Below are 20,404 nucleotides of genomic sequence, written 5' to 3'. Positions count from 1 at the left end.
ATGAGAAAGATTATGCTTTTAACATGTCTAATTTCTATTTTAATGGGATTTAGTACAAGAGCATCATGCCTTGAAATTTATCAAGAAAATCATCGTGCGCCTGACTATCAACAATTAGGGGCCGTCGTTGGGATTTCTTCTACGATTTCAGGAGTCACAGTTGCTGGTGGAGAGATTGCTCTAGGTCTATCAACGACAAGTGCCGTGGGTATTCTTCATCCCGATAGTGCTCTTAGTGACCTTACAATTTCAAAGTCAATCAAAGGCGCAGCTTCTTCAACTGTTGATACACTTTTTTATGGTGCCTCAAGTACATCTGCGGCCATGGGAATCATTAAAGACAGAGATTATAGAAAGCAAATTAAGCTTATCCAAGCTTCTGAGCTTGCTCCAAAGCTTATTAGTGGCGACATTATCGAAATGACAGGAATGATCAATGATACACGTCCTCTAGATAAGAGAGTTTCAGTTAATGAAGTTGCAAATGAAATTCAACTAGCAAATGAAAGAATGGAATTCTGTCTCGATAGTGAAAATCTTATGACAGTAGATCAAATACAAAAATATATTGGTGAACAACTATAAAGGAGAAAACAATGAAAAAATCGTTAATTGCCCTTGGACTACTATGTTCAGTAGCAGCTTCAACGCAAGCATCTTGCCTTGAGCTATACAAAGAAAGAAATAATGCTCCAACAGACAAGGCCCTTGCAACTGGTGCGGCCCTAAGTACAACTGGTGTGGCCGTGATCTATGGTGGTGTTGAGCTCGCTTCAACAACAATCGCTGCAGGAACTGCGCTTCTAGAAGATTCAGGAAATATCATTATCGATCTAATCGCTCTTGATATTATTGAGGATGGACTTTCATCTTCAACTCATGCTGTTTACCACGGATCATCTAGTACACTAGCTGCAACTGGTGTTATTGATGACAGTAAGAGAAACTTTAGAGGACAAATTGAATTAATCCAAGATGCACAACTTTCACCAAAAGTGACAGGATCAACTCTAGCTGAGTTTACAGAAGATCTAAATGATAGAAGATCTTCAAATGATAAAGTTACTGCTGAGCAAGTTGCTGACGAAATCCGCGTAGCTGATGCTCGTGGTGAATTCTGTATGGACGTTGATGATATGATGTCTATGTCAGAAATCCGTAACTACATCAATAATCAACTTTAATAAGTGTTTAAATAATAGGCCCTCTTCTAGGGCCTATTGTTTAAGTTCTAAACACTATCCTCCCCTAAACTCCTCAAATCACATAACCTAATTGGCACTATCATTGCATTAAATATAAAGACTAACTAAATTAGGAGAGAGAAATGAAAAACGTCTACTGCTTGGGACTTCTTACCATTCTATTCTTAAATACAAACACGTATGCGCAAAATCTACGTGGGAAGATTTATGATAAAGATGGCAAGGCCAGAGCAATTGTAAAAGTAGACGGCCAAAACCAAGACCTCTCACTAGAGCTCGATAAGCGCTATGACAGGTATATGGATAAAGTTCTTAAGAACTCTCCAGATTATGTCTTTGAATTTGACGGTGAAATTTCAGGAGACAAGTTAGTAATTGATAAAATGCCAAGAGTTGTCGCTGATCTTGAAGATCGTATCGGTGTTCTTACAAGAGCAAAAGATGGCAACTATTATATCGATGATCAACGTGTTGAGTTTGGACGTTCAAAAAAGATTTACGGAAGTGAGTTTGATTATATCTCACGCCACTACTTTGAAAATAAGAAAGTTCACACTCAAGGACATATGCAAGATGATACCTTCATTATCAATGCAATTATTCCAGCGGATCTTTTTACTGTTGGAGAGAACCCATATCCAGCAAGTGAAAAATTTAATAAGAATCCTCTAAAGTATATTTTGAATGAGATGCCAAAGAATAAGAACTCACAATCTAAGGTGCCTTTTAGAGGCACAATCAGATATCGTGATAATTACGAAGCAACTCCAGGTGATCATGTCTTTATCGTAACTCTAAGCGGACGCCAAGGAGATGAACCAGGTGCGGCAGCAGGACATTTTGCTATTGGTATGGGAGAAGTTCAAAATGACCTATCGATAAAAGGTGAAACATTTAACTTTTACTTTAAAGGTGAAAAAGAAGTTCTAGCAAGTAATACTGATCTAGTAAGTTACTATGGCCACTTAATTCAAGGTCAAGTTAACTATAGGCCAACTTATACTCTTATTGGATACGCACGCTCAAAAGAAGATATGCTTAAAGTTAGAGATATATTTGAAGAGCAACTACACCGAGTGCGTACAGAAGTAGGACTTGAAATTACTCCTTTCTATAATTGTACAACAACATCAAATGATACAATGAGAACAATTGGGATTAAGGGAGCACATGAATTTGCAATTAGTAATATCCTTGATTACCAAACATATTTACCAATGAGCTCGAAAGCACCAAAAGATGGAACAAATGCATCAACTCTATCTCAGCTACGTTATATCTTAAAGAGAGATACTGAGCATTATGTACCAAGAAAAGCATTTGAATCGTTTGCTAAGGCAATGGTTTATCAAAGTAAAAGACTAAAGCTTAAAAGAACAGATTATATTTTCTTACCACAAACACCTTCACAAAGACCGACTGGTGGGATCTCTTATGATGAAGTTCTATCAGAAGGAAAGAAAATTATCGATTTCAAAGAAGAGAGACTTCTTAGACTTGAAAAAGAAGAGAATGCTCGTAAGACATTAAAAGATCCAAATGCGACCGCACAGCAATTAGAAGAGGCCAAGTCAATTCTAGCAAATGCTCCGACTAAAGAAGAGGATCAAAAACAAATTAACGAACTACTATACAGAATAGATTAAAATTAACTTTCTCCTAAACTCCTATCCTGAGAAGATAGGGTTTAGGAGTTTTCATGACTAAGCCCTTAATACTCATTCTACTACTGGCCCCATTTTTATCATACGCAGAGTGGAGTACTCATCGTTTCTCTCTAGGTCTAGGATACACATATCATGACACGACAATACAGGTTGGAAAGAAATCCTTAGGTGCACTCATATTGAGTACCGAAGACACACTAGGACTTGATGACACCCAATCTTCGATACGCTTAAATTATGAATGGCGATTTAGTCAGAACAAGAGGCACTCATTAACGACAGGCTGGTATAGTCAGCATAGGAGTGGAAGAAGAATTCTTGATCAAGATATAAAATACTTCGATAAGAATAATAACGAAGTAGTCATTAGCGCAGGAACTTCAGTAGAAACAATCTTAAATTTTGACATCGTTCGACTCGCCTATTCTTACGCCTTTTTCCTAGATGATCGCATTAATATTTCTACCGGAATAGGTTTCTATATTATGCCCCTTGAATTTGGCATTGGTGAAACAGGCACAACCAAGACTGAAAGTGACTTTATAGCACCACTACCTACTCTTCAGCTCAAATCAGAAGTTAAGATTACCCCTAAATGGACCCTTTCAAATGAATTTAATATCTTCTACATACAAATCGGAGATTATACCGGAAGTGTAATTGCAACAAGCCTCTTTGTTGACTATCAATTCTATAAATCATTCTCTATTGGACTTGGTTTTGAAGCTTTCAAGTTAAAAGTTGATATGTCAGAAAGCTCCGATGTCTTTGATGCAGAGGTTGGTGGAGAGCTCAATTTTGGAAATAATTCACTAATTGCTAGGATGCGCTACGAATTATAGGGGCCTGGTAGATTTTTAAGTAAAGCTCAATCCAATTTAATAAATCTTTTCTCTTTTTATTAAAAAGTGCAATTTGCTCCTGGCTTAGTGTTTTTGAAAATTTATCAAAGAACTTAAAGAAAGACTTATTTTGTTTTAAAACTTCTTTTAATGGAACAATGTCTTGAAAATTCTTTTTAAGGTAATCCTGATATGCTTTTTGGTCTTTAAAATTTAGCGCCGAAATAAATTCATTATGCCAGCTTCGGTTCTCAACACGATCTTTTTGATATTCAAGAGCAAATTCATTGACGAGTTTAATTTGATTTTCTGAGAGCTTCCCAAATACATTCTCAAGGCGTTTCACACCCCTTTGCTCATAACTCTCCTCATAGTCCTTACGGTCTTCGACTCTCTTTTTTACAAGTTTCTGTCTTTGTTCAAAACTAAGTCCTGACAATACTTCCACAGATATTATATTTACTTTCTTCATGATAAGAGAATACGGAGGATAACCTTTCACAATAGCTGCTTTTAATGAGTCATTTTGAATTTCATAGTTTTTAATAATTGCCTTTAACTCGAGAACTTCTTTATGATGTTCAAAGAAGGCATTAGTCACTTTAACTCTTAATTCTTTTTCTTGTTCATCATCTAAAGAAAGATAGTCATCAATCTTCTCGCTTAAGAAATCAGGAGCCTTTTTTAAAATAACTTCACGATAACTACAACTAGCAAGGGAGAGAATAAGTAATAATGAGAGAAACTTAACAACTATTTTGGACACTCAACTTCCTTCCATTTAGAATCATTTGTATAACGAAATGTCGGAGCATTTTCAATATCGACTTGCTTTAGCCAAACATCCCATCCCCATTGTCGCATAACTTGGTAAATTTCTGGATACTCCTTACTTGTTAAACAAGTATTAGGTTTCCTTCTGACAACAAATTCAGAACAGCTCAATATAAATAGGAAGATAATAAATAACTTCATTTAAAACCACTTCTCAACTTGAAAGATAAAATCTAAATAAGAATTATCAGCAACGTAAAGGTCACTATTATCAACTTGAAGATCATAGCGATCGATTCTCTGATTAACTTTAAAAGTTAATATTCCAATTCTATTCTCATATTTTAGATAATCAAACTTAAGAAAATAGTTTTGTTGAGTTGATTTCTCAACATTAACGTTTTGAGTCTGACCTGAAAGCGAAAAAGTATCAGCAGATAAAAATGAAATTCCAAGACTTGCTTTCAAGTGCTTTGAAAGATCAATTTGTGCTTGAAATCCTATTGCAACTTGATAACTATCTTCGGCCTTTAAGCTCTCATTTCCAAATTCAAATTGATTTAATCCACCATTGTAAAAAATGGCCCCGACATAACTAAGTAGATAGAAAGTATTAAAATCAATTCCTGCAATGGCACTTACTTGATAGTAATCTTGTCCATCAAAGGGGCTAACAGTTTTACTAAGTGGTGTTTTCCCGGAGTTTGTTGCTCCCCATACGACTTTAGTACTCAAGTCGAAGAAAACCTCATTTAAGTCGATAAAGCGATATCTAAGCTCTATGGCAGGATCGTAAATTCCAAAAGGGCTCTGCTCAGGAGTTTCTTCATCCAACTCATTTTCAAGATGCGTTTCAAAATCAGCAATTTCAGCATGAGTACTAAAAGCAGCCAAGAAGTTATCTGAAAAAGCATAACGATACTCAAGTCCGGCAACAAGAACAGAGCGGTCAACTTCAAAAAACTCTTCAACTCCTGCACTACGATTATCAAACTCCATCTCGTCAATAGACCAATAGAGTGAATAAGTTAAAACACTCTCTCCCTTTTGAGGAAAACGATAAAGGTAATCCAATCTATTTTCAGCGAATGTAGAAATTGTCAGGAAAAAGATTAAGAAATATCTCATAACATCATCCCAAAGCTTAGAGCATAGCGTTCATTGATTATATCAATTGCTGGCGCTACGACAATCTTACTCTTTTCATTAAAGCGATAATTGCCACGATTATCAAAATGGAAGTCATACATTAAATAACTTGTAAGCCCGCCAATGAATGCCCCCATAGAGACATCTTTAAAACTGTGTTTCTTTGCATCAATACGACTCCAACCAATATATGAAGCATAGACAAGAGGAAGTGAAGCAACCAGGTAATTTCGATAAAATCTTTCACTATTAAAGATATCCCTACTCATCCACATTCCAACAGCAAAAGCATGAGTGGTATGGCCACTAGGAAAAGAAAGATAGTTTGAACTATCAGGTCTTTCTTTATTGGCCGTATACTTGATACCAAAAGTTATTCCTTGAGAAATAAGCAACGACTCCGTAAAAACAAATGCTTTCTCTAGAGCATACTCATCGCTACCAAGTAAGTAGTAACCATACATACCAACCGTTAATAACTCAGGTCCATGATTACCTAACTCATACAACCACTTTGGGACAGATAGATCATCTTCATTATAATCAAAGTCTCCTCCCTCAAATTCTGTTTTTACAAAAGATGGAGAGATGATTGAGTAAGTAATGAGCTCTAAAGCAAAGAAGGCCGACATAAAGCGAATTTGAATAGGAGAAATATCCCACTTAGATTTTCTAATATGCTCGGATGGTGCAACGAAAGCACTTGTGCTGAAGCTAATGAATATACAAAGAATAAATGCTTTTAACATCTATTAATGAAAACAAAAAACAGCTAATTCGTCTATTTATTTTACTTTTAGAACGATAAATAAAGAAAGAGTACTGCAGATTAAAAACCCTAATGCAATTGGCGTTACATCACCACTATACATCTGACCAATTACCCCACCTATTGTCGCAGAAATGATAATCTGCACGGAGCTAACAACCGAATTTGCAGTTCCCGCAATATGTCCCATTGGCTCCAATGCTAAAGCAATGAAATTTCCAAAAAGAAGACCAAAGCTGAAAAGGCTTAATAGTAAAAAGCCATAAAAAAGGAAAAATGGAGGAAGTCCTCCAGTAAAGAATAAAATAATATTAAACGTAATTGCGATAAAAGAAATTGTCGTTAGAGCTAGGCGACATAATTTTTTCATTCCAAACTCTTCCACAAGTCTAGAATTTAAAAATGAAGAAAGACCGATAAATGAAGCCAGTACACCAAAGGCCAATGGGAAGTCCTCACCTAGTCCATATTTAATTTGTAGAATCTGCTGAGAAGTATTTAGATAACCAATAAAAGCACCAAAAACTAGACCAGAAGCAAGAGTATAACTAATTGTTATAGGATGGCTTAAAGTTTCAATGGCAGCATCTTTAATCTTCTTATAAGAAAGAGGGCGTCGATACTCTTCGTGTAAAGTTTCTTCTTGTCTCACAGTAAACCAAGCTAGACACAGAACTGCAAGAACAAGCATAATAAGGAAGATATCACGCCATCCACCAAAACTTAAAATAACTTGTCCAATAGTTGGAGCAAGGGCCGGAACAAGAACAAAGATAATCATAATTAACGACATCGTCTTGGCCATTAGCTTTCCGCTAAAGCGATCTCTAACCATTGCTGTTGAAATAATTTTAGCTGATGCCGCTCCTAAGCCCTGAGTAAAGCGTCCGACTAACATCATTGTAAAAGTATGAGCATTTAAAGAAATAAGTCCACCAACAAAGAAGATCGCTATACCAATATACATTGCAGGCTTTCTTCCAATGGCATCAGAGATTGGACCAAAAAAGAGTTGACCAACACCCATGCCCAAGAAAATGAAGGAAATAATCATCTGGTTATCATTAGGGTTTTGAACTCCTAAACTCTGACCAATAAGATTAAGCGCCGGCAACATCGCATCAATTGATAATGCTGCAAATGACATAAGTGCTGCCATCAGAGTTATAAATTCACGACGACCAATTTTTTTTCCAACTTCTTCTACTGATAAATCCACTAGCTTAAATGTCCCATTTTTCCTGATTGATAATCTTCAAAAGCTTGAATGATCTCTTCTCTTGTATTCATGACAAAAGGGCCATGTGAAAAGACAGGCTCATCAATAGGCTCACCATTTAAGATCAATAGCTCTGCGCCTACATTACTTGATAACTCAACCTCTTGGCCATCTCTTTCAAAGATCACTAATTGGTGTTCGTTAACTTGATTACCATTTATTGCAACACTTCCTTTTCGAATAAGAACAAGTAAGTTTGTTTTATCATCTAATGAAAGTAGGAAGTTAGAATCTTTTTGCATTTTCGTTTGAATAAGATTTATTGGTGTAAAGGTCTGACAAGGCCCTACTTTATCCGCATATTTTCCTGAAACTAATTTTAACTCAACACCTTCACTAGGATTGATTACAGGGAACTTCTCCCCCTTTACCCCCTGATAGCGTGGAGCTGTCATCTTATCTTTCTTAGGAAGATTTACCCACATTTGAACCATCTCAAATAGTCCACCTTCCCTTGCAAATTTTTGAGAATGAAATTCTTCATGTACAACACCACTTGCAGCAGTCATCCACTGGACATCTCCACTGCCAATGATACCGCCGCCACCAGCAGAGTCGCGATGTTCAATTTCACCTTCAAAGGCAAAAGTTACAGTTTCAAAACCGCGGTGCGGGTGCTCACCCACTCCTCTTTTTGTTTGCGTTGGTGAAAACTTTTTAGGAGCAGCAAAGTCCATCATTAAAAATGGAGTTGTGTAATAGTAAATATCAAAACCTGGGTGAAACATTGTGTGAACATGAAATCCATTTCCTACCCAATGTTTTTGCGGAGGATTTAAAATATATTTAATAGCTTTTTGTTTCATTTAATTATCCTTAAAAAATTTCACTTGGCCCTAAAGCGACAATACGATATGGATTTAAATCATCGTGGCTATAGAAGTAGTGTCTTTTGATATGTTCAATATTAGTAGTCTCTTTAATACCTTCGATTGAATAAAGGTCTCTCACATAGCGAGAAAGATTCTTATAATCTTTGATTCTCTTTAGGTTGCACTTGAAATGAGTTACGTAAACACAATCAAAGCGTAAAAGAGTTGGCACTAACCTAAGGTCAGCTTCTGTTAACCTGTCACCTAGTAAGTATTTTTGGCCTTCAAGTATTTCTTCGACTCGATCAAGAGATGTAAATAACTTCGTCACAGCTGATTCATAAGCTTCTTGAGTTTTTGCAAAGCCACTACGGTAGACACCATTGTTGATATTGCTATATATAAATTCATTTAACTCATCAATTTTATCTGCTAAATCTTCAGGATAAAAATCTTCATGATTACCAGTAAGTTCATTAAACTCAGAATTAAAAATTCTAATAATTTCTGATGACTCATTATTAACAATCGTTTGTGTTTTCTTGTCCCATAGGATTGGTACTGTCACAGTTGTGCTTACCTTAGGATCCGCTTTCAAGTAAATTTCTTGAAGATAGTTTAAGCCGTATAGATCATCCCCTGTTGCACCAGCGATTGACTTATCAAAAGTCCATCCCATCTCTAACATATCAGGAGAAACGACACTTACACTAATATGAGACTCAAGTGATTTTAACTTGCGATAGATAAGAGTACGATGGGCCCAAGGACAAGCATAGCTAACATATAAGTGATAGCGCCCACTTTCGGGTTGATACTTTGAGTGATTGCTACTTATTGTGTCTCTAAACGAGCGTGGTACGCGATCATATGCCCCACTTTCGTCACTTGTGATGACCGAAGACTTGACCCATTTTCCATCGACTAAACGTCCCATTACTAAACCTTTGTTTGATTATTAACGGGTATAGAATAACGAACAAATGGATCGATTAAAAGATCATTTACCAGATCAACTTGTTCTAACTTTAGATCATTTAGTATTTAGCTGGCCACAGGCCGCAAGGACGTCATCACCTTTAGTGGTACGAACCATCGTCGGGATTTTGAATTCTTCCAGGATTAATTTGAAATCCTGAACACTTTGAAGCTCTGGCCTCTTATATTTTGTGCCAGGGAATTCATTGAAAGGAATGAGATTTATTAAAGCACGTCGATCTCTAAGAAGCTCACCTAAGGCCTTCGCATCTTCATTTCCATCGTTTAAATCTTTAATTATCAAATACTCATATGTAACAAATTGCTTATAACGAAGAGGTATACCATCAATGTAATCAAGTACTTCTTTAAGAGGATACTTTCTATTAATTGGAATTAGCTCGTCACGTATTTCATCAAATGGTGAATGTAGGGAAAGTGCTAAATTAACTCCAGGTATCTCATCTTTCCATCTTTTTAGTCCTGGGATATAGCCACTTGTCGAGATCGTTATCTTTTGATGGCCAATCGAAGTTCCATACTGAGAAGTAAAAATATCACAGGCCTTCTTTACTTCATCAAAATTATGTAATGGCTCGCCTTGTCCCATAAAAACGATATTAAGAATTCTCTCTTCACCTGGGCGATGATCTCTTAGCCAATGCCAGGCAGCTAGAAATTGACCAATAATCTCACTAGCTGAAAGATTTCTTTTTAGCCCTTGCGTACCAGTGAAACAAAAAGAACACTTCATGGCACAACCAACTTGAGAAGAGAGGCAAATTGAATACTTCTTATTAAAAGGAATTAAAACACTTTCTACTTTAGAACCATCTGATAATTCAAAAAGAAATTTTACCGTTTTATCGTCTGCCTGCTGAACTTTTACAGGACGAGGTAAAATAAAGTTAAAATTAGCATCAATAAAAGACAACGTACTCTTAGCAATATCAGTGATTGAATTGCTGTAATGATTTTTTCTTTTATAATACCAATTATAAAGTAGATTAGCGGCCGATACATTGAGCCCATTTTGCTCTAGTAACTGCTGTAACTCATTGAATGTAAGTTGATAAAATGACTGCTTCACCAAGTCACATTATAAGAATTAACACATATAGTCCATGCTAAAGAATCAAAAGGGGTCAATTATGAAAGTTTTATTAATCAGCTTATTTTCAATTCTTACTTTTTCCCAAGAACTTGGCCTAGGTGTCGGAACCAAGTCCCCTAATATAGAGATTAAAAATATTGAAGGTACGGAAATAATTCTAGATGATAGCGACAAGAAAACGGTACTTGTTTTTTATCGCGGTTCTTGGTGTCCATATTGCATGAAACAACTTCAAAGTATTCAAACAGAAGTTATGCCAAAACTTGATAAAAGCTCTAAGCTAGTGGCCATTAGTGTGGATAAGAAGATGATTGCTCATAAAATGAAAAAGAAATATCAATACACTTTTGACATTGTCTCAGATCCTAAAGCGAGTCTTCTCTTGGCCTTTAATATTGTTAACAAACTCGACGACAAACTTGTTCAAAAATATAAGCAGTCTTATAAGATTGATATTGAAGGAGACTCAGGGCAGACACATCACATGGTTGCTCACCCTGCAGTTTTTGTCATAAGAAATGGTAAAATCACTTATCAAGATATACACAAAGAATATAAAGATCGTACAAAGAATGATGATATTTTAGCAGCGCTAGAATAAAGCTTACTTTGTATAAAATGTTGCACGCTTTTGCTCAATGAGAACAAATTGTTTGCCCTCAAAAACAGCAAGGCCATGATAATTACCTTTAGGTAATTTTATAGAGCCAGAGAATGCATCTAGCTCATTATCGAGAATAAGTATTTCACTACTATTTGGATCTAGGCCATATAAAATTGAGTCAATAACCTTAAGGCTTGAGATAACTGGGCCTAGATCATTATCATCAATGAAGATTTCTTTTTCACTATTCAAAAGAAAATCTGCACTAGAAAATCTAGTTGCAATAACTTTATTATTCTTTTCATTGGGTATTGAAACGATAACGAGTTCTTGAGTTTTCTTATCATATGCTAAACAGCGAATATAAGAGTATTTCGAGCGAACACTTGAAAGACGTCCTCGATATTTCTCAGAAATTCCATTTGTTCCCTCTAAAAAACCTGCATAGTGGTCAACAATTTTCGCTCCCTCATCAATACGGATGACGACATATGACTTATTATATCCTGTAACCATAAGACGACGTGGGCCAATGAAGCTTATACCAACAAGAGTTTTTATATCGATACTATAAAGAGGATCTATTCGTACGTAGTAGAGAATACTTTTTAAATTATCATCTAAGATATAAATAAAATATTGATCTGTAACGATGGCAAAAAGCTTTGACTCACTATTATAATCGATATCTCTAATCCCCCCCCTAATCTCACTAGGAAGACTAACCTCCTTAACCTTCATTAATTCATCACCACTTTGAAACATTGCAATCTTTCGTCTTTCATCATACTTAAAGTAAGGTTTATCAATTGAGTAGTTTCCCCTTAAGCTAAATGGTTTTAATAGGCCACTCCAATTCTTAGTCGACCAATTCCAGTTTTTAGGAACCCAAGAAAATCTCACGGGATCACTATGTCCAATAAATGGTGGAGGACCAACTTGGGTAAATGCTTGTACCGAATTAAAAAATAAAATAATGAAATAAGAGATAAATGCCAATGATTGAAACTTACTAAGATAGCGAACTTCTCCGTCTTCATTATCAACTAAATTATTACCAAAGAATATAAGTATAATTGAGAGAATTAATAAAATTGACCAGCATATAACAACACCCCACGTATATGTGTGGAGTCCAAATATTTCTAAAGAAAATCCCTGACCAAGATCTCTTAAGAAATGACCTCCTGTATGCCTTAAGGTCATGAAGATTCCAATCGTACAATACAGAATTAATAAACCGAGATATTTTGGTCTAAGGCCATAGCGCATAATAAAGAGAGTTGTTAATGTAACAAAAATTAGGATTGCTCTTTCCTGCCAACAGAGAATACAAGGATTATCACCTAAACCAAACCCTAGAATGAGACATGCGATTCCAACAGGTAGAATAATCAGGGCCATTGATGCCAGGGCCACGATATTATAGAAACGTTCTGATTTATTTGTCATGGACACCTCTAGTAGTTACCAGGCGGAAGAATCATCGATTTTGTTGCAACAAACCAAATTAAGAACATTAAGAATGTAGCACTATAAAGAAACTTTTCTGCTTGCCTTTGATTTTGAGGCTTCTTCCATACTAGAAAACCGGCAATTATTAACAGTACCATTTCTAAAAATTCCATACAGACTCCTTCTATCAGCTCATTTCGGCTTGTGTTTAATTTAAGCTAAGTTAAATTCCCTTAAATTTAGCTTTGCAGTAAAATAGAAAGATAACAAAAGGAGTTGTTATGAATAGTCTTAAGCTAATTTTCTTAATACTAATTTCTAGTGTGACACTGGCAAAATTTGGATCAAAATCTCAACCTCTCTATCATTGTGTGAATTATGATGGGCAATCAAAAGTTACTGATGCGATGATATATGAATCACAATACGGAAGAGGGCCAATCTTTCATGAAATTGAAGTTTATGTTGAAGATACTAATCAAAACAAGGAATTCTCATACCGTAAAAAAGTTAACTATATTCCAAAATATGATGCCAAAGTTGAGTCTTTCACAACTGGAAGTTTCAGAATAAGACTTGATCATGTCGTAGGTGGTATCGATGGAAATATTTGGGCCTTTGTCCGTATTCCAGAATATGATATTCATTCATTTGATTGGTCATGTAAGGCAGTAGAGGGACAATAAATGTCCCTCTTCAAAAATTAAACTTTTTTAACTTGAGTTGCACAAGGTCCACGTTTACCTTCCCCAAGCATATAAGTAACTTTATCATTATTGTTTAACTTATTGCCAGTTTCAACAGCAGAGATATGAACAAATAAGTCCCCTTCCCCACTATCTGGTTTAATAAACCCAAAACCCTTTGTTTCATTAAAAAACTTAACTTTACCTGTTTGCTCTGTATTCATATTCTTCCCTATTTTTTCCAAGACCGACAATCAGTTGCCGGGAACTAAATTAACAATAGAAAAGTTATCGCCAAAACATTGAGATTTGAGAATTTAAAATAGGTTAAGTTTTTCAAATCAAAAGATTACTTGGACATATTGCATAAACAATCGTGATAGTCGTTTTTAATGGAAATAAATGAGAGAAAATAAAAAAGTCGCACTAAATTAAGTGCGACTCATTTTAAATTTTATCAAAAATGGTAGGAACACTATTGGAACAATAGTAAAGACCACCACGATAATTGCTCCAGCAGGAAGATCAAAGAAGTAACTGAGGGCCATTCCAAGTAAGCTCAAAATTAAGCCAATCCCCCAACCGATAAACAGCTGTGATCGAATACGTTGAGAGAGTAATGTACTGATCAATGCAGGGACAACAAGAAATGAGAAAACAAGTAGAATACCAGCTATTCCAACAGATGAGGTAATTACAACACCAAACAACGAAAAGAAAATAAAATCCCAAAATGCAGAACTATTATCTTTATCTAAAGTTGACCTAAGAATTTGTTTTCTAAAAATATAGTGAATTGTAGCAACAATACTATAAATAGCACCTGTCTTTATAACATCTGCCCAAGTTACCCAGAGGATCTTACCAATGAGTATTTCTTTAATATGTTCTGCACCATGGGCCATCATGTTAACAACGAGAATAACAGCGGAAGAAGCGAAAGCATAAACAAGAGCGATTAACACTTCTTGCGAGATATACTTTTCAAACTTCTTGGCCCAAGCAAAGTAAGCTGCGGCCACAAAAGTGAAACCTAAAGAAACAAAGTAATTAAGGCCACTATGGTGATCGAGATGAAGGAGTAAAGCTACCGTTGAGCCTAGGCTTGCCACTTGTGCTAAGGAGAGATCAACGAAGATAACTCCTCTTCTTAAGACATGTAATCCTAGATAGCAGTGTATCCCTACAAGAATTAAACACATGACAAATGGTGCAGCTAAAAAAGAAATAACTTCCATTAATCCTCCAGTGCTAGAGCGAGGCTCTCATAAAGAGAGAAAATATCTTTCACTTGTGAGCTACCGTCAACAGCAACTGCGACATTATTGATTTTTACATTTTTGATACTCTTACTAATTCTTTTAGCGACACTATCATCGAAGTAATTTTCAACTAAGATATGACGAATTCCTTCTTTTTTCATCTGTTCAATAACACTGATAATGTGTGAAGCAGTTGGAGGAATTCCTGGCTTAGGTTCAAGAACATTTTGAACTTGAATCCCAAATTCATCTAAAAAATAAGTTAGCGTACGGTGAAACGTTATAATCTTAGTTCCTTTCTTAATCTTGGCGCTAAGATCTTTTATCAATTCTTTAGTGCGTTTTTCATATGCTATGTAATTATTTTCGTAAGCCTGCCTATTACTTTCATCTAACTTAATGAAACGATCACGAACTCCCTTCGCAACTTCTAGGGCCTTACTCGGTGAAAGCATAAAGTGAGGATTTCCTTCCGGATGAACATCACCATGAGCACGCGTTAGCTTCCCCTTAACCTCATCTGTTAGTTTCACAAGAGCGTATGCTTCAAGTCTTCCTTCTTGTCCGATACGAACTTTTGGATTGCGACTTCCTCTAACAACAAGCGGGAGCCAACCGACTTCAAGGCCCGCACCGATACTAATTAACAGACCGGCCTTAGCAACTTTAAAAGTATAGCTAGGTTTTGCTTCTAGGAAGTGAGGATCTTGAGTACCTTTAGCAAGAGAGTGTACACTCACACTCTCTCCACCAATTTTTTTTGCAATATCTGCTAAATTTGTCGTCGTTGTTACAATTCTCAATTGAGCGTAAGAGCTCATACCTAGAACAAGTAACAACCCTATAAGAATTGACTTCATTTTAGCGACCTAGTACTGGTGTGCCGGGTGGGCACCGATACTAAAGCTTAACTGAAGACTTACTCTTTTTTCAGGACGATCTTCACCATCATGAATTTCATCGTATTGCATTCTTACAGCTGAGAATTCAGTAGGAACAAATGCTAAAAGTGCAGTATATGCATTTTGATCTGCAATTGACTCATCCTTAGCAACACCTAGGAATTCATATTGTGCTTGAGCAAACCAGCGTGGTGCAAATTGATAACGTAAGAATGTCGAATAACCACCATTTTTAACTTCGTTTGTTCCCTGAACATCTTTGTGGATAAACTCAGTTGACCAAACAAATGACGAATACTTACCTTTTTTAACTGGACGCCATTTTAATGTTAAGTCTGTTCCTAGGACAGTTGATTTCTCAGCTTGTTCTTCAAAATAAAGACCTGAAAGACCCCACTCTAGAGTTAGTGACTCAGATAAATCCCAAAGGTTTTTTAGGTTAGCGACAGTAGTGATCGAGTGTGGATCTTCAACAAATAATTCTTCATTTGTTGGCTGAAGAAACTGAACAGTTAAATCACTATACCATGGCAGTGGCGCTAGATATGATACACTTACACCAACTTCATTTAGTCCTTCTTCTCCAAACATATACTCTTGAACAAGACCACGGTAAATGAATGGCTGAGCGTGAGTATGTACCATATTGTACTTACCAAATTGGGCATAGAACTTCCCTAACTTTACTGTAAAATCAGGAATTGAAATTGTTTCAGCAAATACTTCTTCAGGCTCAAATGCATAACCATGCTCTTCCTCGCCACCCTCTTCATGATGTTCCTTGTGAACAGCAAAAGTAGCCTCAGCTCTAAAGTATGCATCAACATCTGCACTAAACTGAAGCTCTGCTTCTTGTAGAGAAAATCCATCGTGATCATTATCACGAGACGAGTTTTTATAGATAGTTAAAGCATTTAAACCGATGGCAGGATTAAACCCATTGCCTCTTGAATTGTCAGAAAGAGATTGCGCAAAAGTGTTTGAGCCTAGTAATAAAATAGAAATATAAAATAAGTTTTTCAAAATAAACCTCATTGAAAATTAATTAATTAAATTTAAAAAATAAAAAGTGAATGTAATTAAATTAACAATGAGTTGGTGGCCCACGAGGAGCTGTTTGAATAAATAGAGATTGTAATGTGTGACCGACTAGGGTCTGATAACGATCTGTAACGAGAAAAAGAAAACTTGCTTCAAGTTCTTCAGAGAAATCAGAATTACTAGCATCATATTTGAATTGAGAAACTTTAATACAGAAATGGCAAGCTTGATCTAACTTACTAGTCTCATGCTCATTTTCATGGAAATGGATGCTTGCTGTAAGAAAGCTTACAAGAAAGGTTGCCGCAAATATGAATCTAAAAAATTTCTGCATTAGCTCAATACTAGCAATACTAAATTTAAATTGTCTCGTTTTTTTTTAACAAGACAATCTATTTAGATACTTAACATCTGTCCAATAAAGAGATTACTCGATCGAAGAGAGTTTCTCTTTCTTATTTCGTATGTAGTCGTATTATAGAGTTTGGCAATACGTGTTAAGTTATCACCCTTTTTAACACGATAGCGAAATACTCTTACACCTCTAGTGATATCTAACTTTTGCCCTACGTAGATATTATTGCCATGAATTCCATTTAAGCGTCTTAAATAAGACACGCTTAGGCCCGAGCGACTTGCAATCTTTCCTAGATAATCATTCTTTTTCACAAAGTAGAATCTCTTCCCAACAACACTCTTATACTCATTTGCTCTTAGGGCAAGTTTTTGACCTGGATAAATTCGGCTGCTTCTTAAATTATTAATTCGCTTGAGCCTGTTAAGTGAAATTTTGTAACGACGAGAGATCTTTGTTAATGAGTCCCCTCTTTTAACTCGATAGTGAGTTGGAAAGGAATTAAGTTTTCCCCATTGACGACTACTTGCCAATTTCTGTTGAATTTCTTCTATATTCTCATAATCCTTACGAGGCATCCAAATCGCATATTGCTTAATCCAATTAGGTGTACGCTTATGTTTAAGGGCGGGATTAATTTTTTCAATTTCACTGCGATCAATATTAAAATGTTTTGCAACATCTTTAATGTGCACGCCCCCAGGAACCTCCACTAATTTTAAATCTGGGTAAGTCGGAGATTGTGCAATCATCTCTTCGTCAAAGCCAAATTGAGCAAGATTTTCACCAACGTAGGCTGCTGCCAAAAACTTAGGGACATAATTTCTCGTTTCTCTTGGAAGTAGTTTTCGATCTGCAAGTTCCCAAAAGTTACGTGTTCTCCCCTTCATAATGGCACGTAAAACTCGAAGCTCCCCACAATTATAAGCTGCAATTGCAAGCTCCCAAGAATTAAAAACGGTATATAGATCTTTTAGATACTTCGTTGCGGCCTCTGTACTATGAACAGGGTCTCTTCTTTCATCAACAACTCGGTTAACAGCTAGTCCATATCTCTTTCCCGTGGCCTTAATAAATTGCCATGGCCCAACGGCCCCTGCATGAGACAGTGCAGTTTTGTTATAGCCACTTTCAATTAGAGGTAGGTAATATAATTGATATGGAAGCTCTTCTTCTTCAAGTACTGTTTGAATAACTTCTTTGTAATACATTCCCTTTTTAATAAATTGTTCAAAACGAGCACGATCTTTTACTGCAAAATAATTTATCCATTTTTGGACACGTTCATTTTGATAGAGCTCCATCTCATGCTTAATTGTATCTTCATCTTGATAAGAGATCGTATTGCTTCCAGCAACAGCAGGTGTAATATTCTCCTTCTCTGAAGAAACACATGAGAACAAAGTGAATAAGAGTGTAAAAATAGAGAAGAACTTAATTGAATTTAAAAGAGTATTTTTTTTCATATAAAAATTCTAAGGGAATTTTCACGAAATAAAATATGATCAAACACAAATTAGTTTTATCCTAATTCAATAAATCATCTGAAACATCAGACACTTCAATCTGTAAATCCACATCTTCATAACGGTCAGGAACATTAGATAATTTTGACTGAAAGAGTTCTTGTAGCTTACGAATAGAAATAAGGCCTTCATCTGATTTCTTCCAAATAGCATAGAGAGACATTTTGAGAGGCTCTCCAAGATTAAATGTTTTGAGTCCGAGGTATTCTTCAAGCGGATTCTTTGGCAAGAACATCACACAACGTCCTCTCAAACACAACTTATGAACAAAGTCGATATGATCGCTATAGACCTTCTCTTTAGGTATGACACCATTCTTTCTTAAGTGTTGGTAAATAACACGATTTAGATTCTTATCCCAATTACTCTCTGCAAATGGAATATTTACAAGTAGATCCTTTTCATCCTTAAACTTGTCATAAAGTTCTGTTGAGCAACAGAAGACAATTTCGAATGAACCTATTTCAGCAACATTTAGACTTTTTCTCTTAGGTTTTCGAAGAGAGATTCCCCAATCGATATTTCCTCGTAAAATATTATCCACAAGAACTTCATGGTCGGCCTGGCGTATTGTATTAACTGTTCCATATTTCGTATAAAGATCCCAGTATTGAGATGCAAACTCAGTAGCAAGATCATATGAAATAGTCTCTTCAATACCAATTGAAACAGGATAACCACCAACAACATCTTCTGAGAAGTGTTCAAGTAACTTACTCCCCTCTTCAAAAATGCCTTTTGTTCTTTCGAATAATTGTAGGCCTTCAGGTGTTAGAGATAGCCCCTTTGAGCTGCGATTAAATAGCTTCATATTGAATTTATTTTCAAGACGCTTTAATTGTTCACTAAGTGTTGGTGATGAAGTACCTATGATTTCGGCACCTTTTTTTAAAGATTGAACTTTGGCGACTTCATAAAAACAATAGAGATGATTCCAATTAATATCTTTTAGTTTTTCCAAGTTTATTCCTCGATTCATTTAGCTTTGCTCCTTACCTTAACAAGACGATCATCAATTAGCAAAAACCGAACTACCTAGTCGCGCTAAGTACCTAGGAGTCGGAAGAAAGGGGGAAAAATTGGTCTAAAATGAAAATGATCATCTTTAAAACCTGTTCAAATAAGTTACTTATTATATTTAAAATCATATCAACCTCTAAATTATTAACTCTTAATATTGAGTTTATGAAACTCAATCCCTGCACTTTGAAGCTCAATATAGAGCTGTGTGCGCATATCATTTCTTAACTCCCAAGCATCACTTGGATTATCGGCCCAAGCAGCTAACCAACACTCAATAGCATCCTTATCTAATTTCATGACCCACATCGTTGGCTCTTCAACATCGCTGAAATATTCCGATCTTTTTGCAACCTTGTGAGCTATTTCCTTTACCAACTTCAAATCGACATTTGGCGCAACGAAAAATTCAACGTGTGTCCAAACATAATGATCATTCATTGTAAAATTCTGGATTTCTTTCTGGAGTAACTTTGAATTCGGAATTACTAATCTAATCCAATTCCATTTTTTTATTACTGAATAAGTCAATCCAATTTCTTCGATCAGCCCATAATGTCCATCGATCGTAACGGTATCTCCTATCTTGATTGATTTAAAAAAAGAGATAATGACACCTGCAAAGAGATTTTCTAGAAAAGGCCTTAAAGAAAAACCAGCAATCACAGATACAATGGCAGCGATAATTGAAACGTAGACTGTTGGAATTTCACCTAAGTACGGGATTGAAACAAATAGAGACCATAAAATAAAAAATAAGACTGGCAGTGCTTTCATCATAAATGAGAAGCGACCTTCTATGCCCTCAGCACCATGAGACTTTAATTCTTTTTCTTGATCGTCAACAGGTGAATCTGTTTCAACTGCATCAGAAATATCTCTTTTGCGAATATTTTTGAGCTTTCTTTTTTGCACTCTTTTAATATTAAAAAGAGAAAGAAAGTACCCTCCTAAAAATAGGAGG

At 35.8% G+C, this 20,404-nt stretch carries 24 protein-coding genes; 6 read left to right on the top strand and 18 right to left on the bottom strand.

Going from position 1 to position 20,404, the window contains the following annotated elements:
* From ABMA70_RS14255 to ABMA70_RS14240, 4 genes are all read left to right on the top strand, one after another.
* Complete coding sequence (locus ABMA70_RS14255; RefSeq protein WP_103218110.1) at window positions 1–585, top strand: hypothetical protein; 585 nt, start codon at window positions 1–3, stop codon at window positions 583–585.
* Between the two features lie 11 nt (window positions 586–596).
* Window positions 597–1,184 carry a hypothetical protein gene (locus ABMA70_RS14250; protein WP_103218111.1) on the top strand — a complete coding sequence of 196 codons (588 nt, stop codon included), beginning with the start codon at window positions 597–599 and terminating at the stop codon, window positions 1,182–1,184.
* A gap of 143 nt (window positions 1,185–1,327) precedes the next feature.
* Window positions 1,328–2,851 (top strand): hypothetical protein, encoded by a 1,524-nt coding sequence (locus ABMA70_RS14245; RefSeq protein ID WP_392992564.1) that lies wholly within the window; start codon window positions 1,328–1,330, stop codon window positions 2,849–2,851.
* A 53-nt stretch (window positions 2,852–2,904) separates the two neighbouring features.
* Window positions 2,905–3,714 carry a hypothetical protein gene (locus ABMA70_RS14240; RefSeq protein WP_392992565.1) on the top strand — a complete coding sequence of 270 codons (810 nt, stop codon included), beginning with the start codon at window positions 2,905–2,907 and terminating at the stop codon, window positions 3,712–3,714.
* Here the strand turns inward: ABMA70_RS14240 and ABMA70_RS14235 are convergent.
* From ABMA70_RS14235 to rlmN, 8 genes are all read right to left on the bottom strand, one after another.
* Window positions 3,692–4,480, bottom strand: a complete 789-nt coding sequence (locus ABMA70_RS14235) for a hypothetical protein (RefSeq protein ID WP_392992567.1) — start codon at window positions 4,478–4,480, stop codon at window positions 3,692–3,694. The two genes, ABMA70_RS14240 and ABMA70_RS14235, sit on opposite strands and share 23 nt — an antisense overlap.
* Window positions 4,468–4,689 (bottom strand): hypothetical protein, encoded by a 222-nt coding sequence (locus ABMA70_RS14230; RefSeq protein ID WP_103218115.1) that lies wholly within the window; start codon window positions 4,687–4,689, stop codon window positions 4,468–4,470. The genes ABMA70_RS14235 and ABMA70_RS14230 overlap by 13 nt, the downstream gene beginning before the upstream one ends.
* Window positions 4,690–5,616: a hypothetical protein gene (locus ABMA70_RS14225; RefSeq protein WP_392992569.1), complete on the bottom strand. Its 927-nt coding sequence runs from the start codon at window positions 5,614–5,616 to the stop codon at window positions 4,690–4,692. It abuts the gene before it with no gap.
* On the bottom strand, window positions 5,613–6,386 hold the full coding sequence (locus ABMA70_RS14220) for a phosphatase PAP2 family protein (protein ID WP_103218117.1): 774 nt from the start codon (window positions 6,384–6,386) through the stop codon (window positions 5,613–5,615). Before ABMA70_RS14220 ends, ABMA70_RS14225 begins: the two co-directional genes overlap by 4 nt.
* A gap of 36 nt (window positions 6,387–6,422) precedes the next feature.
* The gene (locus tag ABMA70_RS14215) at window positions 6,423–7,625 is read right to left on the bottom strand and encodes a multidrug effflux MFS transporter (RefSeq protein WP_199177545.1); all 1,203 of its coding nucleotides are present in this window, start codon (window positions 7,623–7,625) and stop codon (window positions 6,423–6,425) included.
* Window positions 7,625–8,491, bottom strand: coding sequence for a pirin family protein (locus tag ABMA70_RS14210; RefSeq protein ID WP_103218118.1), 867 nt, complete (start codon window positions 8,489–8,491; stop codon window positions 7,625–7,627). The genes ABMA70_RS14215 and ABMA70_RS14210 overlap by 1 nt, the downstream gene beginning before the upstream one ends.
* Window positions 8,492–8,501: 10 nt before the next feature.
* Window positions 8,502–9,434 (bottom strand): glutathione S-transferase family protein, encoded by a 933-nt coding sequence (locus ABMA70_RS14205; protein WP_392992572.1) that lies wholly within the window; start codon window positions 9,432–9,434, stop codon window positions 8,502–8,504.
* A 96-nt stretch (window positions 9,435–9,530) separates the two neighbouring features.
* A complete protein-coding gene (gene rlmN, locus ABMA70_RS14200; RefSeq protein ID WP_392992574.1) occupies window positions 9,531–10,565 on the bottom strand; it encodes a 23S rRNA (adenine(2503)-C(2))-methyltransferase RlmN in 1,035 nt (344 codons plus the stop codon).
* A 61-nt stretch (window positions 10,566–10,626) separates the two neighbouring features.
* On the opposite strand from rlmN, the gene ABMA70_RS14195 reads away from it, so the two are divergent.
* The gene (locus ABMA70_RS14195; RefSeq protein ID WP_158246877.1) at window positions 10,627–11,190 is read left to right on the top strand and encodes a redoxin domain-containing protein; all 564 of its coding nucleotides are present in this window, start codon (window positions 10,627–10,629) and stop codon (window positions 11,188–11,190) included.
* A gap of 3 nt (window positions 11,191–11,193) precedes the next feature.
* On the opposite strand, the gene ABMA70_RS14190 is transcribed toward ABMA70_RS14195, so the two are convergent.
* Window positions 11,194–12,645 carry a disulfide bond formation protein B gene (locus tag ABMA70_RS14190; protein ID WP_392992577.1) on the bottom strand — a complete coding sequence of 484 codons (1,452 nt, stop codon included), beginning with the start codon at window positions 12,643–12,645 and terminating at the stop codon, window positions 11,194–11,196.
* 8 nt (window positions 12,646–12,653) lie between these two features.
* Window positions 12,654–12,821, bottom strand: a complete 168-nt coding sequence (locus ABMA70_RS14185) for a hypothetical protein (protein WP_158246878.1) — start codon at window positions 12,819–12,821, stop codon at window positions 12,654–12,656.
* A 108-nt stretch (window positions 12,822–12,929) separates the two neighbouring features.
* Between ABMA70_RS14185 and ABMA70_RS14180 the strand changes: the two genes are divergently transcribed.
* Complete coding sequence (locus tag ABMA70_RS14180; RefSeq protein ID WP_392992579.1) at window positions 12,930–13,334, top strand: hypothetical protein; 405 nt, start codon at window positions 12,930–12,932, stop codon at window positions 13,332–13,334.
* A 17-nt stretch (window positions 13,335–13,351) separates the two neighbouring features.
* Here the strand turns inward: ABMA70_RS14180 and ABMA70_RS14175 are convergent, their stop codons facing one another.
* The 8 genes from ABMA70_RS14175 to ABMA70_RS14140 all read right to left on the bottom strand — a co-directional run bounded on the left by ABMA70_RS14175 (window position 13,352) and on the right by ABMA70_RS14140 (window position 20,355).
* A complete protein-coding gene (locus tag ABMA70_RS14175) occupies window positions 13,352–13,558 on the bottom strand; it encodes a cold-shock protein (protein ID WP_103218124.1) in 207 nt (68 codons plus the stop codon).
* Window positions 13,559–13,765: 207 nt separating this feature from the next.
* Window positions 13,766–14,572, bottom strand: a complete 807-nt coding sequence (locus ABMA70_RS14170) for a metal ABC transporter permease (protein ID WP_103218125.1) — start codon at window positions 14,570–14,572, stop codon at window positions 13,766–13,768.
* Window positions 14,572–15,456, bottom strand: coding sequence for a metal ABC transporter substrate-binding protein (locus ABMA70_RS14165; RefSeq protein ID WP_392992581.1), 885 nt, complete (start codon window positions 15,454–15,456; stop codon window positions 14,572–14,574). The genes ABMA70_RS14170 and ABMA70_RS14165 overlap by 1 nt, the downstream gene beginning before the upstream one ends.
* A gap of 9 nt (window positions 15,457–15,465) precedes the next feature.
* Window positions 15,466–16,521, bottom strand: a complete 1,056-nt coding sequence (locus ABMA70_RS14160) for a hypothetical protein (protein WP_103218127.1) — start codon at window positions 16,519–16,521, stop codon at window positions 15,466–15,468.
* A 61-nt stretch (window positions 16,522–16,582) separates the two neighbouring features.
* Entirely contained in the window at window positions 16,583–16,873 is a 291-nt protein-coding gene (locus ABMA70_RS14155; protein ID WP_392992583.1) for a hypothetical protein, read from the bottom strand.
* 62 nt (window positions 16,874–16,935) lie between these two features.
* On the bottom strand, window positions 16,936–18,360 hold the full coding sequence (locus ABMA70_RS14150) for a LysM peptidoglycan-binding domain-containing protein (protein ID WP_392992584.1): 1,425 nt from the start codon (window positions 18,358–18,360) through the stop codon (window positions 16,936–16,938).
* Window positions 18,361–18,421: 61 nt separating this feature from the next.
* Window positions 18,422–19,399, bottom strand: a complete 978-nt coding sequence (locus tag ABMA70_RS14145) for a LysR family transcriptional regulator (protein ID WP_392992586.1) — start codon at window positions 19,397–19,399, stop codon at window positions 18,422–18,424.
* Window positions 19,400–19,584: 185 nt separating this feature from the next.
* On the bottom strand, window positions 19,585–20,355 hold the full coding sequence (locus tag ABMA70_RS14140; RefSeq protein ID WP_158246879.1) for a mechanosensitive ion channel family protein: 771 nt from the start codon (window positions 20,353–20,355) through the stop codon (window positions 19,585–19,587).
* Window positions 20,356–20,404 lie beyond the last annotated feature (49 nt).

This window comes from Halobacteriovorax sp. XZX-3 (assembly GCF_043196495.1).
Lineage (GTDB): Bacteria > Bdellovibrionota > Bacteriovoracia > Bacteriovoracales > Bacteriovoracaceae > Halobacteriovorax_A.
Note: the sequence above shows the minus strand (reverse complement) of the source record. Positions and strands in the feature narration are given on the sequence as shown.